The organism is Lysobacter sp. GX 14042, assembly GCF_021390425.1.
GTDB lineage: Bacteria > Pseudomonadota > Gammaproteobacteria > Xanthomonadales > Xanthomonadaceae > Novilysobacter.
Genome location: NZ_JAJUWY010000014.1, coordinates 11,531 through 28,615, shown reverse-complemented (window position 1 = coordinate 28,615; position 17,085 = coordinate 11,531). Strand labels below are relative to the sequence as shown.

At 66.1% G+C, this 17,085-nt stretch carries 12 protein-coding genes; all 12 read left to right on the top strand.

From position 1 onward, the window contains the following. Window positions 1–1,716: 1,716 nt before the first annotated feature. The 12 genes from LY625_RS13000 (at window position 1,717) to LY625_RS12945 (ending at window position 16,920) form a co-directional block, all read left to right on the top strand. On the top strand, window positions 1,717–3,576 hold the full coding sequence (locus LY625_RS13000; RefSeq protein ID WP_215218000.1) for a copper resistance system multicopper oxidase: 1,860 nt from the start codon (window positions 1,717–1,719) through the stop codon (window positions 3,574–3,576). Window positions 3,577–3,581: 5 nt separating this feature from the next. Continuing rightward, on the top strand, window positions 3,582–4,682 hold the full coding sequence (locus LY625_RS12995) for a copper resistance protein B (RefSeq protein ID WP_233740735.1): 1,101 nt from the start codon (window positions 3,582–3,584) through the stop codon (window positions 4,680–4,682). Between the two features lie 44 nt (window positions 4,683–4,726). Further along, window positions 4,727–5,569, top strand: a complete 843-nt coding sequence (locus tag LY625_RS12990; RefSeq protein WP_233740734.1) for a cytochrome c — start codon at window positions 4,727–4,729, stop codon at window positions 5,567–5,569. A gap of 16 nt (window positions 5,570–5,585) precedes the next feature. Then, window positions 5,586–6,104, top strand: a complete 519-nt coding sequence (locus LY625_RS12985; protein WP_233740733.1) for a nuclear transport factor 2 family protein — start codon at window positions 5,586–5,588, stop codon at window positions 6,102–6,104. A gap of 14 nt (window positions 6,105–6,118) precedes the next feature. After that, window positions 6,119–6,652, top strand: a complete 534-nt coding sequence (locus tag LY625_RS12980; RefSeq protein ID WP_215217996.1) for a DUF411 domain-containing protein — start codon at window positions 6,119–6,121, stop codon at window positions 6,650–6,652. 71 nt (window positions 6,653–6,723) lie between these two features. Beyond that, window positions 6,724–7,083: a four-helix bundle copper-binding protein gene (locus LY625_RS12975; RefSeq protein ID WP_215217995.1), complete on the top strand. Its 360-nt coding sequence runs from the start codon at window positions 6,724–6,726 to the stop codon at window positions 7,081–7,083. A gap of 136 nt (window positions 7,084–7,219) precedes the next feature. Next, window positions 7,220–9,649: a heavy metal translocating P-type ATPase gene (locus LY625_RS12970; RefSeq protein ID WP_255703527.1), complete on the top strand. Its 2,430-nt coding sequence runs from the start codon at window positions 7,220–7,222 to the stop codon at window positions 9,647–9,649. Window positions 9,650–9,677: 28 nt separating this feature from the next. Further along, window positions 9,678–10,136, top strand: a complete 459-nt coding sequence (locus LY625_RS12965; protein ID WP_233740732.1) for a DUF305 domain-containing protein — start codon at window positions 9,678–9,680, stop codon at window positions 10,134–10,136. A 376-nt stretch (window positions 10,137–10,512) separates the two neighbouring features. Continuing rightward, window positions 10,513–10,935: a hypothetical protein gene (locus tag LY625_RS12960; protein WP_233740731.1), complete on the top strand. Its 423-nt coding sequence runs from the start codon at window positions 10,513–10,515 to the stop codon at window positions 10,933–10,935. Window positions 10,936–11,064: 129 nt separating this feature from the next. Then, window positions 11,065–12,387 carry a TolC family protein gene (locus LY625_RS12955; protein WP_233740730.1) on the top strand — a complete coding sequence of 441 codons (1,323 nt, stop codon included), beginning with the start codon at window positions 11,065–11,067 and terminating at the stop codon, window positions 12,385–12,387. Then, the gene (locus LY625_RS12950) at window positions 12,384–13,766 is read left to right on the top strand and encodes an efflux RND transporter periplasmic adaptor subunit (RefSeq protein WP_233740729.1); all 1,383 of its coding nucleotides are present in this window, start codon (window positions 12,384–12,386) and stop codon (window positions 13,764–13,766) included. Before LY625_RS12955 ends, LY625_RS12950 begins: the two co-directional genes overlap by 4 nt. A gap of 1 nt (window position 13,767) precedes the next feature. Beyond that, the gene (locus LY625_RS12945; RefSeq protein ID WP_233740728.1) at window positions 13,768–16,920 is read left to right on the top strand and encodes a CusA/CzcA family heavy metal efflux RND transporter; all 3,153 of its coding nucleotides are present in this window, start codon (window positions 13,768–13,770) and stop codon (window positions 16,918–16,920) included. The last annotated feature ends 165 nt before the right edge of the window (window positions 16,921–17,085 follow it).

Genomic DNA, 17,085 nt, shown 5'->3' with positions numbered 1-17,085 from the left:
CAGGTGAGCTACCGATTCGAAGCGGACGTGGCCACGCGAGTCGGTCTTAGGCTGCTATGGCGACTTTTATTCCCATCTTGATTTATGCGTTTGGCTTCGTGGGTCTAACAGCTATAACGCTCATTCCGCTTAGAGCTTGGCTGTTGTTCCGGCCAAATGCTGTTCGGCCACCATGGCACTCTTGCTCCGCAGCAAAGGCGCTGTACCTGGTACTGGGTGTGCTGTTCGCGGTCGCTGTTGGCATGGAATTCAAGCTTGTGGCCCGCTTGTTCCATTGCCTCACGGGGGCGTATTGCGGCCCAACCCGGGCGAGTGGCTGGCTCACACTTGCAGGTCTCGGTGTTGTCTATTTGGCCCTCGAAATGTTGCTGTTCTTTTGGTCAGTGGCCGCACGCCGTACAACTCGGCGCGCGGCCTAACAGTTCATTCGACCCGAAGCCACTTCGTGGCTCGGCCCAATTTAGTACTAGAGCCCACAGGAGATATCGACTCATGCGTGTGAAACTTGCGACGTCCCCACCCCTTTCTAGAGCATCCCGAGCGACTGGAGCAGCCGCGTCGAGATTTCCTGAAGCTGCTTCTCATCAACGACGCCATTACCCAGGAACAGGTCGCCAATGAGACGGCTTGGAGCCAGACCAAGACCACGCCCCACGCGTTCACATCTCAGCTGGTCTGGGGCGGGGCCGGGATGCTCGCGCGGGCCTTGGTCAACGCACACGAGCAGCCCAGTGCTGCGTCGCTAGCTTCGACCTCAACTTACCACGTGTGACCCTGCTGCCCCCGTTCAACCCGCACTTGGCATAGCCGACTTGCAACAGGTGCGATAGGGCGTTCGGCGGTTTGCCGCCCAACGCTTCCTGGCTGCTGACCAGCAGCCGCCTACTCTAGCGACTGCACCCGTACGGCGCGGTCTACCGGGAGCCGAAAGCCGTCTCCGTAATCGGCGCTGCACGCCAAGACTCATTCCGCGTTGGGCTTCGCGTATGGCGGCTCTGCGTGAACGTGCACGGAGGCGACCTAAGTCGATGATTCTCATAGTTAAAAATGGAGCCAAGCGTCAGGAGGTCAATGGGACCATTTTCATGCGGGGCGCGCTGTACCCCGCCGCCGATACTAAGTACCTGTCGCTTGCACGCCACTCACCTGGGCTTTACGGCCATCGGTATACTTGCGGCATGCCTGCCCGCTCCATCCTGTTGCAGCTGTTCTTGATTGTCGCCTTGTTGGTCGACGGCATGGGCGTGGCAGTGGCGTCAATGCACGCGAACCACTCCACGGCGGGCATTTCGGACACCCCGGCAGATTCTGCCTCGCAGTCGGCTGCAGAGTCCAAGAAGCCCTGCCATGGCCAGCCCACCGAAGGCTCGGCTCCCCTCGAGGGGCATGCTCATGGCGGAGGCTCTCCTGGAGGGGAAGAACAGCAGTCGCCTGGCGACTGCTGCCAGACGGGTGAATGCCGCTGTGCTTGCATGCATCACTGCCAAGCCGCGGTGGTCGCGGTCGTTTTAAATGCCACGGTGCCCGAGCACACCGATAGCGTCCGGCCGATGTACTCGGCCCATGCGTCTCCTGCACTGCCTCACCTGATCCGACCTCCGATCGGCTAAGCGTCCTGCTGCGCCTTACTGGCGCGTTTCCGCCTGCCCATCTCCATGGCAGGCGAGGCATCCGCTCGCAATTCGCGCGAGCCCTCTGACGCTTTACGGAGCTTCCATGTCATCCGATTCTTTCGACCGGGTCGCCGGTGGGCTGCTTGCGCCGTCGCGCCGCCGCTTCGTGCAGGGCTTGGCCGCTGGCGGTGCCGTCGCCGCCTTGGGGTTCTGGCCCCGCTACAGCTGGGCGGTCAATGCCCAAGGCGTGCCCAACATCCTGTCGGGCACCGAGTTCGACCTGACCATCGGTGAGACGCCGATGAACTTCACCGGCGCAACGCGGACCGCGATCACGGTCAACGGTTCCGTTCCTGCGCCGCTGCTGCGCTGGCGCGAAGGCACCACGGTGAACCTGCGGGTCAGGAACGCGCTACCGCCCAACTCGATCCACGGCCATTCAACCTCGATCCATTGGCACGGAATTCTGCTGCCGGCCAACATGGACGGTGTGCCGGGGCTGAGCTTCGACGGCATCGATCGTGGCGAGACCTACCACTATCGCTTCAACGTCGTGCAGGGCGGCACCTACTGGTACCACAGCCACACTGCGTTCCAGGAGCAGGCCGGTCTGTATGGGCCGCTTGTGATCGAGCCCCTCGAGCCGGAGCCTTTCGCCTACGACCGCGACTACGTGGTCATGCTGACCGACTGGACTGATCTTGATCCGACCTACTTGTTCGCCCGGCTCAAGAAGATGTCCGATTTCGACAACTACGCCAAACAGACCGTTGGCGACTTCTTCGAAGACGTCCAGCAGCATGGGCTCACGGCCACACTCCAGAACCGGAAGATGTGGGGCGAGATGAGGATGACGCCGACCGACCTGTCGGACGTTAACGGCAACACCTACACCTACCTGATGAATGGAACCACTTCCCTGGGCAACTGGACCGGCCTGTTCCGGTCCGGCGAGAAGGTCCGCTTGCGCTTTATCAACGGATCGTCGATGACCCATTTCGACGTGCGTATCCCCGGGCTGAAGATGACGGTGGTTGCGGCCGATGGACAGTACGTGCATCCCGTCAGCGTCGACGAGTTCCGCATTGCCACCGCCGAGACCTTCGACGTGATCGTCGAACCCAGCGGGCAGGATGCCTTCACCATCTTTGCGCAGGATCTGGGCCGCACCGGCTATGTCAGTGGCACCTTGGCGGTGCGCGAAGGCCTGCGCGCGCCGGTGCCGTCGGTGGACCCCAAGCCGATCCTGACCATGGATGACATGGGGCACGGAATGATGGGCGGCATGGACCACGGAGCCACGGGCCACGACATGGCCGCGATGTCGTCAGCCGGCGCGATGGCCGGGACGCAGCACGCCGGCATGGACCACAGCCAGCACGGCACGTCGTCAATGAAGCCTGGCCCGATGGCGACGATGGACCACGGCGCAGCCGGCATGCAGCAGCACCCCGCCAGCGAGGAGGGTAATCCGCTGGTCGACATGCAGACCATGAACCCCGCGCCGAAGCTCGATGACCCCGGCATCGGCCTGCGTGACAACGGACGTCGGGTGCTGACCTACGCCGACCTGCGCAGCACTTTCCGCGACCCGGACGGCCGCGAGCCCGGTCGCACCGTCGAGTTGCACCTCACCGGCCACATGGAGCGTTTTGCGTGGTCGTTTGACGGCATGAAGTTCTCCGACGCCGAGCCGCTCCGGCTCAATTACGGCGAGCGCATGCGCATCGTCCTGGTCAACGACACGATGATGACCCATCCGATCCACCTGCACGGTATGTGGAGCGACCTGGAGGACGCCGACGGCAACTTCCAAGTGCGCAAGCACACCATCGACATGCCGCCGGGTACCAAGCGCAGCTACCGCGTGCGTGCCGACGCGCTCGGCCGCTGGGCCTACCACTGCCATCTGCTCTACCACATGGAAGCCGGCATGTTCCGGGAAGTTCAGGTGAAGGAGTGAATGCCATGAACCTGTCCACTCACGACCCACGCACTGCCCTCATGGCAGCGGCAGTTCTGCTGTCACTGGGCGCCGCGCCCGCCTGGGGCCAGGAAGTCGATCATTCCATGCACCACCCGGTCGAGCCCGCCGCGCCAGTGCAGGAGACGCCGGCGCCGCAGGATCCGCATGCCAGCCACCACATGCCGCCGCCTGCCAAGCCCGCGCAGCAGGAACCGTCGGTCGATCACTCGGTGCATGCGCCTGCCGAGTCGGCCTCTGCAACGGATGAACCGGCCGATCCCCATGCAGGACATCACATGCCAACGGCTGCTCCGCCGGCCGAACCGGTGGATCACGCCGCCATGGGCCACGGCACCGTTGTGGATGAGGACCTGCCCGCAACCGCGGCACCGCGCGACCCGATTCCGCCGGTCACACCCGGTGACCGCGCTGCTGCGTTCCCGGACGTCGGTGGCCACGCCGTCCACGACACGGCGATTCATTCGTACTGGCTGCTCGACCGGCTGGAGACCTGGGATGCCGACGACGAAGGCACAGGCGTGGGCTGGGAGGCGCTCGCCTGGATAGGCACCGACCTGAATCGCCTGTGGCTGCGCAGCGAAGGCGAGCGCGTGGGCGGCACCAATGAGTCCGCCGATGTCGAGGTCCTGTACGGCCGCGCGATCGCACGCTGGTGGGACCTCGTCGCGGGCGTCCGCCACGACTTTGGCGAGGGGCCATCGCCGACCTTCGCTGCCGTCGGCGTCATGGGCGTGGCGCCGTACAAGTTCGAGGTCGATGCCACGGCCTACTTGGGCGAGTCGGGCCAGACCGGGCTCGGGCTGGAAGCCGAGTACGAGACGCTGTTCACCAACCGGCTGATCGGCCAATGGCTGGTCGGAGCCGAAGCATGGGGCCAGGACGATCCGGAGCGCGGCATCGGCAGCGGCCTGAGCACGCTGGAAGCGGGCTTCCGCCTGCGTTACGAGTTCCACCGCCAGTTTGCGCCCTATATCGGTGTGGTGTGGGAACGCGCTTACGGCGGCACTGCTGACTACCGGCGCGAACAGTCCGACGACATAGAGGACACGCGCATTGTTGCCGGCATCCGCATCTGGTTCTAGGGGAGACCACCACCATGGCATTCGTAAAACGCAAAACTCTGATCGTGCTGGTCGGACTGTCGTTCATCGCCGTGCTGGCGATGGCGGGCTTCGTCTGGTCGGGGCTGTACAACATCGGCGCCGACGACCCGCACACGGGACCGGTCTACTCGGCACTCGAAACGCTGCGCGAACGCTCGATCAAGGTCCGGGCCAAGGAGCTGCAGGTGCCAAACCTGGAGGATCCGGCGCGGATCGTCCAGGGCTCGGGCAACTATGCCGCCATGTGCGGCGGCTGCCATCTGGCACCGGGGATGCCGGATACCGAGTTGAGCCGGGGTTTGTACCCCGCCCCGCCGAACCTGACCCGGCACATGGTCGACGCCGCCGAAGCGTTCTGGGTCATCAAGCACGGCATCAAGGCATCGGGCATGCCGGCTTGGGGCGAGAGCATGGCCGACGAGTACATCTGGAACATGGCCGCGTTCCTCCAGGTGCTGCCGACGCTCGACGAAGCCGGGTACCAGGCCATAGTCGACAGCAGCGGCGGGCATTCGCACGGCGGCGGGGAGACCCAGCCACATCCTCATGGGGAAGGCGCCGCGGCGAACCATCATGACGATCCAGCGGCAGGCGCCGCAGCGGCTGATGGTTCCGGGGGCCATGTGCATCCACCAGGCACGCCGCCCCATGATGACGCGGCGGCCAAACCGCAGACCGGCATGGATGACCACCACGGCGATGGCGGCCAGGCGCCGCACGCACATCCGCCGGGCACGGCTGCCGATCACCACGAGCCCGAGGCGCAACCGCGGATGGTCGAGCACCGCCATGCCGACGGAACCGTCGAATCACACCCTGCACCGCAAACGAATCCGGCCGACGACGGCCACGACCACGAACACTGATCACGGAGCTATGAACATGAAATCTGTCGCAACCTTTCTGGTCCTGATCCTCGCCGCGGGCGGAATCAGCACCGTGTCCGCCCAGACCGCGCCCGATGCGGCTTCGCACGCGCACCACCCGGCAGCGGCGGACCAGCCGCAGATCGACGTGCCTGCCCAGGCCGGAGCGGCCGTGGCGGTCGCCGAACGGTTCAGCGATGCCCTGGCCAGCGGCGACCTGAAAACAGTGGAAGAGCTGCTCGCCCGGGACGTACTGATCCTGGAATCGGGCGGGGCCGAACGCAGCCGCGACGAGTACCTCGGCCACCACGCCATCAGTGACGCAAAGTTCCTGGAGGGAACCCACCGCCAGTTGCTGCGGCGCCGTGCACGCACTGCCGGCGACCTCGTCTGGATCGGCAGCGAGAGCGAACTACACGCCAAGAAGGACGGCAAACCCCTGGTGCTGCTCAGCGCCGAGACCATGGTGCTCCGGCAGACACCGGAGGGCTGGCGGATCGCCCACATCCATTGGTCGTCACGGACCAAGCGTTGAAAGCCGGAGGACCCATGAAAACGCGTCTATTTCTGCGTAATGCGGGGTTGGCGATTGCCTTCGCGACCCTGGGCGCCTGTGCCCAAGCGCCATCGGCGGCGCCATCGGCAGCTCCACCAGCGATCGAAGCGGCAGCCCAGCGGGCACCCGCTTCCGTGAACAACGCCATGGGCTTGCCGCTGATGATCGTGCACAAGAGCCCAAGTTGTGGCTGCTGCGGTTCATGGGTGGAGCACGTGCGGCAGGCCGGGTTCGCAGTCGAGGTGCGCGAAGCCGACAACCTGCAGCCCGTCAAAGAACGGTTGGGCGTTCCCTATGGCAAGGGCTCATGCCATACCGCGGAGATCGCCGGCTACATGATCGAAGGCCATGTGCCGGCCACAGACATCAAGCGGTTGCTGGAGGAGAAGCCGGACGCAATTGGCCTGGTGCTTCCCGGCATGCCGATGGGCTCCCCGGGAATGGAGATGCCCGACGGGCGCCAGGAGCCCTACACGGTTGAGATCGTCAATCGCGATGGTACGACCGAACCGTTCGCACAGCACTGACAGATCCGCGCAATAGGGGGCGGTGATGCGGGCACGCCGATTTTATGCCCGCTTGGAAGAAGGAGCATCACATGACTCACCATTCCGCTGCTGATCGGCCTCAGGCGATGAACGATTGCATTGACAACTGTGTCCAGTGCCATGCGATCTGCCTGGAGACCATCAACTACTGCCTGACCAAAGGAGGCGCACACGCGGCACCAGAACACATCAGCCTGATGGCCACCTGCGCCGACATTTGCGCGACCAGCGCCGACGCGATGTTGCGCGGCTCCAGCGTGCACAACGTCATCTGCGGCGCCTGTGCCGAGATCTGCCGCCAGTGCGCGGCGGACTGCGAGTCCATGGGTGACGACGCGCAGATGAAGCGCTGCGCCGACATCTGTCGACGGTGTGCCGAAAGCTGCGCTGCCATGGCGGCCGCTGCCTGACCCACCGCGGAGGGTCGGCCCGCAAGGGCGGGCCCTTCGCAAGGGTTGAGACCTGGCTCCGGGTTCAAGCCAAGCCATCGTTTTCGGCATGGCGCGCTCGCGACCGACCACACTCTTCCGTTGAACGAGGTCCTGCATGAACGCATCGACGCACTCCCATGGCCATGAGCAGCCGAACGCTGGCGATCACGGCGGTGCCGCAGAGCCGAAGCCGACGAACTTGGCCGTCGATCCTGTGTGCGGGATGCAGGTGGACCCGCAAACGACGCCGCACCACGCAACACACAACGGGTCGCAGTTCCACTTCTGTTCCGGCCGATGCCGCGAGAAGTTCACCGCTGATCCCGAACGCTACCTCACGCCGCAACAGGCTCCTCCGGTCGACGCGACCGCCACCTACACCTGCCCGATGCACCCGGAGATCAGGCAGCAAGGTCCCGGGAACTGCCCGATCTGCGGCATGGCGCTCGAGCCTGAAATGCCCAGCCTGGAGGACGAAGACAACCCCGAGCTCCGCGACTTCTCGCGACGCTTCTGGTGGACGTTGCCACTGACGCTGGCGACGCTGGTCCTGGCGATGTTTGGCCGCTACCTGCCGCGGCTGGACCTGTTCGGCCAGGAGGTCCTGCCGCTGCCCATGGGCACCCAGACGTGGGTCGAACTGGTCCTGAGCACTCCGGTCGTACTGTGGGCCGGATGGCCATTCTTCGTCCGTTGCGTCCAGTCCATCCGCAACCGCAGCCCGAACATGTTCACGCTCATCGGGATCGGCGTGGCGGCGGCATTCGGCTACAGCGTGGTGGCGACGGTCGCACCAGACCTGTTTCCCGCCTCGTTCCGGGAGCATGGACGCGTCGGCGTGTACTTCGAGGCCGCAGCCGTGATCGTGTCGCTGACGTTGCTCGGGCAGATCCTCGAGTTGCGCGCACGCTCCAAGACTTCCGCCGCAATCAAGGGGTTGCTCGGCCTTGCGCCGAAGGAGGCCCGACGACTCAACGACGATGGCTCCGAAGAGGACATCCCGCTGACCCACGTCCACGTCGGCGACCGCCTGCGCGTCCGCCCAGGCGAGAAGGTGCCGGTCGATGGCGAGGTGATCGAAGGACGCTCCAGCGTCGACGAATCGATGTTGACGGGCGAGCCGATCCCGGTCGAGAAGACGGTAGGCGCCAGCGTCATCGGTGCCACCCAGAACGGCACCGGCGCGCTGGTCATCCGTGCCGGCAAGGTCGGGTCGGATACGGTGCTGTCGCAGATCGTGCAACTGGTCGCGCAGGCGCAACGCTCGCGCGCGCCGATGCAACGCATGGCCGACAAGGTCGCCTTCTGGTTTGTCCTGGCCGTGCTGGCCGCGGCGGTGCTCACGTTCTTCGTCTGGGGCCTGTTTGGCCCGGCACCGGCGTGGACATTCGCAGTGCTCAACGCGGTCTCGGTGCTGATCATCGCCTGCCCGTGCGCTCTTGGGCTTGCGACACCGATGTCGATCATGGTCGCCACCGGGCGGGCGGCGCAGGCAGGCGTGCTGTTCCGCGATGCCGAAGCAATCGAGCAGATGCGCCAGATCGACACGTTGATCGTGGACAAGACCGGCACCCTGACCGAAGGCCGGCCTACCTTCAAGGAGGTGGTGGCTTTCGAGGGCTACCGGGACGAGCAAGTGCTGCAGCTCGCCGCGAGCCTCGACCAGGGCAGCGAGCATCCGCTGGCGGATGCGATTGTCGCCGAAGCGCGGCGTCGGGACCTGCGCCTCGATAACGTCGAGGGATTCGACTCCGTCACCGGCATGGGCGTGCGTGGCAGGGTCGCCGGCCAGGATCTCGTGCTGGGCAATACCGCGCTGATGCAGGAGATCGGTGCCGATGTCGAGCGCCACGTCGACGTCGCCGAACGGCTCCGTGGCGAGGGCGCGAGCGCCATGTTCCTGGCGGCGGACGGGCGGCTTGCCGGTGTCATTGCCGTGGCGGACCCCATCAAGCCGTCCACCGCTGCAGCGATCCGAGAACTGCAGGCGGCCGGCGTGCGAATCATCATGGCTACTGGCGATGGGCTCACCACCGCCCGCGCGGTGGCCGCGGAACTCGGCCTTGACGAGGTGCATGGAGAAGTGCGGCCGCAGGACAAGGCCGACCTCGTGCAGCGCCTCAAGAGCGAAGGACACCGGGTGGCGATGGCCGGAGACGGCATCAACGATGCGCCGGCGCTGGCCGCGGCCGACGTCGGTATTGCGATGGGCACCGGTACGGACGTCGCGATGTCCAGTGCCCAGGTGACCCTGGTCAAGGGCGATCTGCGAGGAATCATGCGCGCGCGGATGATCTCGGAATCGACCGTGTCCAACATGAAGCAGAACCTGACCTTCGCGTTTCTGTACAACGCGCTTGGCGTGCCGATCGCCGCTGGCGTGTTGTACCCGGTGTTCGGGCTGCTGCTGAGCCCGATGATCGCGGCGCTGGCGATGAGCCTGAGCTCGGTCTCGGTGGTCGGCAATGCGCTGCGGCTCTCCCGCTCGCCACTCCGGGGCGCCAGCGACTCCAACCCTCCCCGCGAAACAACATCCGCCACCTAGTACGACCACGTAGAAAGGAGAAACCGCCATGCCGAAGTACGCCAGGTTCGGGCTCATGATCGCCACCTCGACGGTGGTCATGTTCGGGTTGATGTACCTCAATACCTACCAACTCGATCACGTCTCTTTCAGCGAAACCCGCGTGTACATGGCTTTTGTCATGGGCGCCACCATGGGCGTGATCATGCTGCTCTTCATGCTGGGCATGTACCAGAACAGGAAGCTCAACACGGGAATCCTGCTCGGTTGCGCGTTGGTGTTTGCCGGGGCGTTGTGGCTGATGCGCAGTCAGGCAACCGTCCAGGACGTGTCGTATATGCGAGCGATGATTCCGCATCACTCCATTGCGATCATGACGAGCGAACGGGCCAACATTTCCGACCCACGGGTGCGTGAACTGGCCGATGAGATCATTGCCGCCCAACGCCGAGAGATCCGGGAGATGGAGGCGCTGATCGCGGATCTGGAACAGCGCAGCACCGAGTGAGTACGCCGGTTCGGCTCGATCAGTGTCAAGTACTGGCATGAATTCCAAGTATTTGCCGACGCTTTGGGCTAAATGACGGAGTAACATCCTGATCATGCATTTTCGCAGCCGCCACCGCTTACGGATCGCCCTCGCGGTCCTGCTGTGCCTCCTGTTCCAACAGGTGGCAATGGCGGCTTACGCGTGCACTCTTCCAACCACGCCTTTGTCTTTTTATGGCTCCGATGGTGGCGGCGCTGGCAATGAGCCTGAGTTCGGTATCGGTGGTGGCCAATGCACTTAGTCCTGCCAAGTCGCCGCCGGACCCGCCCTTGGGCTTGGCCAAGGATTGACTTGGATCAATTGCGTCTGTCCCGGTAAGAGGTAAGCTCACGTCATGGTCCGCATCCGCCATCGGAATTGGTTCCGGCGCACCGTCCTCCTCGCGATGGCGGCGCTGCTCTGGTCCCAGCTTGTGCTCGCGGGCCATGGCGACTGCCTGGATCTCCCAGGCACGCCGGCGGCGTTTGTCGCTGCTGCCACCGACACCCGGCACGACCATGGCCACGGCTGCGAGGCGGAGCTCCCCTCGGCGAGTAAGGCACTGTGCGACGCGCACTGCACCGAGGGTGACCTCTCGGCGGACAGTGGGCGCATCCCTTCGATTCCGCCGCTGCTGGCCGAAGCATGGCTCTCCTGGCTTGCGATCGCCGCGATTGCGGATGCTTCACCAAGTGTCACGGCCACATGGGTGGATTCACCGCCCAGGCCCGCCTGGCACCGACCTACCGCCCATCCAGCGGCGCTTCTGCTCATCTGATGCCCGGACGCTGACTGCTCCGCACGTCTGTGCGGCGCAGTCCTGTGCGTTCGCGCCGTGGCTGCGTCACGGCATGTGTTCCTGCCCTCGTCCGAGCGACTTCCGTCGCGTCGGCCAAAGGACACTGATATGGCATCCCTGTTCGACCGACTGCAGGCCAGGCGCCTGCGACCCCGCCCTCTGTTCCGCCGTCGACCACCACTCTGGCACCTGCCTGCCTGCGTGCTCGCCGGCGCCTTGTGGATGCTGGCGCTGCCCGTTACCGCAACCGAACCCGTCCCAGGGCACAGCCTCGAGTCGATCCGCGCCTGGGTCCTCGAACACAACCCCGAGCTGCGGGCACTGGACTTCGAGGCCCAGGCCGCCGAAGCACGGATTCTGCCGGCGGGCGCCCTGCCCGACCCGATGGCTTCCGTTGGATTCCGCGGCCTGGATCCGGACAAGCCCTGGCGCAGCGCCGGTGCCGACCGCGAAGTCGACTACGCGCTGCGCCAGCGCTTCCCGCTCTGGGGCAAGCGCGGCTTGGCGCGGACCGCGGCCACCCAGGACGCGGTCGCGGTCGGGCTAGACCGCATCACCACGGCGCGCGACCTGCTGTCCGATGCCGAGGCGGCCTACGCACGCTACTGGCATGCCGATCAGGCCGTGGCCGTGCTCGATCGCCGCATCGCCCTGCTCCGCCAAGTCGAAGAGATGGCCGGCGTGCGCTACGCCCTGGGCCGCGCGGCGCAGCAGGATGCCATCCGCGCCCAGGTCGAGCAGACCAGCCTGCAGCGCGAGCGGATCGAACGCCTCGCGGCCAAGCAGGAGGCGGCCGCCACCTTGAACGCGGTGCTGGGGCGCCGGTCCGATTCACCGCTGGCGACCCCCGATGAGGCGCCGCGCCTAGTCGTTCAAAGTGCCTCCCTGGCCGAAGCATTGGATGGCGCCGACGCGCACCCCGCGGTCCGCTCACAGCAGGCCCGCGCCGAAGCCGCGCGCACGAACGTGGTGTTGGAGCGTCGCAACCGGTTCCCGGACATCACCGTGGGCGTGGGTGCGATGCAGCTCGGCAACGGCATCGAAAGCACCGAGCTGATGCTGGAGGTCGAGATCCCGTTCCAGCAGCGTGCACGCCGCGAGCGCGAGCGCGAATCGCGCCTGCTCGAAGACGCGGCGCTGGCGCGCATGGACGCCACGCTGCGGGCCGTGGAGGAACGCGGCGCCTCCGCCTGGGCGCGGTGGACGAGCGCACGCGAACGCCGGCAACTGATCGAGAACACGCTGCTGCCGCAGGCCGACGCCACCTGGCAGTCCGCGCTGGCCAGCTACCAGGTCGGCGAAGTCGACTTCGGGACGCTGCTGGAAGCACTCAATCAATGGCAGGGCGCCGACCTCGCACGGGTCGATGCACTGCGTGACGAACTGTTGGGCGCCGCCGCCGTGCGCGCCATCGAAGGAGATATCCGATGACCCGTGTCCAGACCCTGTCGCTCGCCATCGGCGTCGCACTCGCCGCTCTCACCGTCGGATGGGTGGCCGGCCGCGCCACGAACGATTCCACGACCGCAACCACGTCCGCCGAGGCGCCGGCCGCGGAACGCAAGGTGCTCTATTACCGCAATCCCATGGGCCTTCCGGACACCTCGCCAGTGCCCAAGAAGGACTCGATGGGTATGGACTACGTCCCGGTCTATGCCGACGATGCACCGCCGGCGGCACCGGGCACGGTGGTGCTGCCGCCGGACAAGGTGCAGGCGCTGGGCGTGCGCACCGAAGCGGTCAAGCGGGGGGCCCTGGCCGCCACCGTGCGCACCAGCGGCACGGTCGAGGTCGACGAGACCCGGCAGTACGCGATCGCGCCCCGCTTCGAAGGCTGGGTGGAGCGCCTGTACGCGAACCAAACGGGCATGCGCGTCCGCGCCGGGCAGCCGCTGCTGTCCGTCTACAGCCCGCAGCTGGCGACGGCGCAGCAGGAATACCGGCTCGCCGACGAGACCGCCCGCAGGCTGACCGGGTCCGATCCCGCGAGCGCGGCGTCGATGGTCCGCCTGCGCGATGCCGCCCGCACCCGCCTGCGCAACTGGGAAATCAGCGATTCGCAGCTGGGCAAGACCGGACTGGTCCTCACGGCGCCCGCGGACGCGGTCGTGATCGAGAAGCCGGTGGTCCAGGGCGCACGCTTCGAGCCCGGCGAAACCATCCTGCTGCTGGCCGACCTGTCGACGGTGTGGGTGATCGCCAAGGTGCCGGCGGCGCAGGCCGCGGACATCAGGGTCGGCCAGCCGGCCCGCTTTGAAACCGTGGCCCTGCCGGGCCAGGTGGCCGAGGGCGAAGTCACCTTCGTGCAGCCCGTCATCGATGCGATGACACGCACCGTGGACGTACGCATCGCGCTGCCCAATCCCGATGGCGACCTGCGGCCGGGACTCTACGGGACGGTGCTGCTCGAGGAGCCCGGGGCCGGCCCGGTCCTGAACGTGCCGCGCTCGGCGGTGCTCGACAGTGGCACACGCCGGGTGGTGCTGGTCGAGACCGGTCCCGGTCGCTTCGCACCGCGGGACGTCACGCTGGGGCGGCGCGGCGGCGATCGCATGGAGATTCTGGATGGGGTCACCGAAGGCGAGCAGGTCGTGGTCTCCGCCAACTTCCTGATCGACGCCGAAAGCAATCTGCAGTCCGCACTTCAGGGACTTGAAGGTCACGCAGGACATGGGGCGCCCTCGGGCACCAGCGAGGATCCGCAGCCCGAGTCCGGCGGTGGCGAAGCCGCTGATCCGCACGCGGGTCATTCGATGCCGGCCACCCCTGAGGAGGCTCCGCCCTCCGCCACCGGCCACGAGGGGCACTGACATGCTTGCCCGCCTCATCGAATGGTCGGTCCGCAACGTCTTCCTGGTCCTGGTGATGACACTGGCGATCGTCGCCGGCGGCATCTACGCACTGATGAACACGCCACTGGACGCACAGCCGGATCTGTCGGACGTGCAGGTGATCGTGTTCACCGAATACCCGGGACAGGCGCCCCAGGTGGTCGAGGACCAGGTCACCTACCCGCTGACCAGCGCTCTGCTCTCGGTTCCGAAATCGAAGGACGTCCGCGGTTTCTCGTTCTTCGGCGCCTCCTTCATCTACGTCATCTTCGAAGAAGGCACCGACCTGTACTGGGCGCGCTCGCGCGTGCTCGAAAACCTCAACGTCGCGTCGAAGAACCTGCCGGCTGGCGTGGCACCGGCGCTGGGCCCCGATGCGTCAGGCGTGGGCTGGGTCTACCAGTACGTGCTGCAAAGCGACCGCCATTCGCTGGATGAACTGCGCGCCCTGCAGGACTGGTACCTGCGCTACCAGCTCACCACCGCGCCCGGCGTGGCCGAGGTCGCCAGCGTCGGCGGCTTCGTGCGCCAGTACTCGATCACCGTCGACCCCGTGCGCCTGCGCGAGTTCGACATCCCGATCTCACGGGTGTCCGAAGTGATCGCCGCGAGCAACCGCGACGTCGGCGGCCGCGTGATCGAAATGGCCGAGACCGAGTACATGGTCCGGGGGCGTGGCTACCTGCGCGGCATCGAGGACATCGAGAGCCTGGTGCTGCGCGCCGAAGGCGGCGCACCGGTGCTGGTCGGCGACGTCGCCCGGGTCGAACTGGTACCGGACGAGCGCCGCGGCATCGCCGACCTGGACGGCGAAGGCGATGTTGTGGCCGGGATCGTCATTGCACGATTCGGCGAAAACGCCCTGGCCGTGATCGGCGGGGTGAAGGACAAGATCGCGGAACTTGCACGCGGCCTGCCGGAAGGCGTCAGCGTCCAGGCGGTCTACGACCGGTCCAACCTCATCGTTCGTGCGATCAAGACCCTGCGCACGACATTGCTCGAGGAGAGCCTGATCGTCGCGCTGGTGTGCCTGGTGTTCCTGTTCCACGCCCGCAGCGCGCTGGTCGCGATCGTCATGCTGCCGGTCGGCGTGCTGATCGCGGTGATCGCGATGCGTGCGCTGGGCATGAACTCCAACATCATGAGCCTGGGCGGCATCGCGATCTCGATCGGCGTGATGGTCGATGCGGCGATCGTGATGATCGAAAACGCGCACAAGCACATCGAACGTTCCGACGGCTCCCGCAGCCGGGCCCAGCTGATCATCGACGCCTGCAGGGAGGTCGGGCCGGCACTGTTCTTCAGCCTGATGATCATCACGGTCTCCTTCCTTCCGGTGTTCGCGCTGGAGGCGCAGGAAGGACGCCTGTTCAAGCCGCTGGCCTTCACCAAGACCTTCGCCATGGCCGGCGGCGCGCTGTTGTCGGTGACCCTGGTGCCGGTGCTCATGCTGCTGTTCGTGCGCGGCAAGATCGTGCCCGAGCAGAAGAATCCGGTGAACCGGTTCCTGGTCGCGGCCTACCGGCCCGTGATCAACGTGGTCCTGCGCTACCGGATGGCCACGATCGCGATCGCGCTGGTCGCCCTGTTCGCCAGCCTGTGGCCGGCATCGCGCCTGGGCAGCGAGTTCATGCCCACGCTCAACGAGGGCACGCTGCTGTACATGCCCACCTCCCTCCCGGGCATGTCGGTGACCAAGGCCTCGGAGCTGCTGCAGCAGCAGGACCGGATCATCAAGGGCTTCCCCGAAGTGGAATCCGTCTTCGGCAAGGCCGGGCGCGCCCTGACCGCGACCGACCCGGCGCCCCTGGAGATGTTCGAAACGACCATCAACCTCAAGCCCGAGGACGAATGGCGGGATGGCATGACCACCGACAAGCTGATCGCCGAGATGGACGAGGCGCTGAAGTTCCCGGGTGTCGCCAACTCGTGGACGATGCCGATCAAGGCGCGCACCGACATGCTGGCCACCGGCATCCGCACGCCTGTGGGGATCAAGCTCTTCGGCACCGACCTCGAGCAGCTCGACGCCCTGGCGACCGAGATCGAAGCGGTCGTGCGCGAAGTGCCGGGGACGACCAGCGCGTTCGCCGAACGCCTGACTGGCGCCTACTACCTCGACATCACCCCGGACCTGCCCAGCCTGGCGCAGTACGGCGTGACCCTTGGCGAGGTGCAGGACGTGGTGGCGGCCGCCCTGGGCGGCGAGATCGTCACCACCATCCTGCAGGGGCGCGAGCGATTCAGCGCGATCGTGCGCTATCCGCGCGAGTTGCGCGACGACCCGCACCGCATCGGGACGCAGGTCCTGGTGCCCGTGCCCGGCGGCGCCCAGGTGCCCTTGGGCGAGCTCGCACGCATCGAAGTCACCATGGGTGCGCCCAGCATCCGCACCGAGAACGCGATGCTGGCGGCCTACATCTACGTGGATACGCGCGAAAGCGACCTGGGCCGCTACGTGGAGGCGGCCCAGGAGGCTGTTGCCTCGCAGGTGGAGTTCCCGCCTGGCTACTACGTGACCTGGAGCGGGCAGTACGAATACATGCAGCGCGCCGCCGAAAAGATGCGCGTCGTCGTCCCCGTGACGCTGGCACTGATCTTCCTGCTGCTGTATCTCAACTTCCGCCGTGTCACCGAGTCGCTGATCGTGATGTTGTCGGTGCCGTTTGCGCTGGTCGGCGGAGTCTGGCTGATGTGGATGCTCGACTACAACGTCAGCGTCGCGGTGATCGTGGGCTTCATCGCACTAGCCGGCGTCGCCGCGGAAACCGGCGTGGTGATGCTGATCTACCTTGACCACGCGCTCGAGGCACGTGCCGCGCAGCGGCAGGCCGAAGGCCGCTCGCTGGACGCCGGCGACCTGCGCGACGCGATCATCGCAGGCGCGGTCGACCGCGTGCGCCCGAAGATGATGACGGTGGTCGCGATCATGGCCGGCCTGCTGCCGATCATGTGGAGCAGCGGCACGGGTTCCGAGGTCATGCGCCGCATCGCCGCGCCGATGGTGGGAGGCATGGTCTCGTCCACGGTGCTGACACTGGTGGTGATCCCGGCGCTGTACTCGCTGATCAAGCAATGGCAGCTGGCCATCAAGCGGTCGACACCCGCCGCGCTGCCCGTCGAAGTGCAGTGATGCGTCAGAATCTCAAGGCGTCTGACCAAGGCGGTCCGCTTACGCGCGGGACCAAGAGGTGCTATCGCCGCCGACGCATCGAGTGTCTTGTCATTGATCGCATCGCGTGAGTCAAGGTTGATCTGTGTGCGGGATACAGGTCAAGCGTGGTCAATTTTTCTGGGT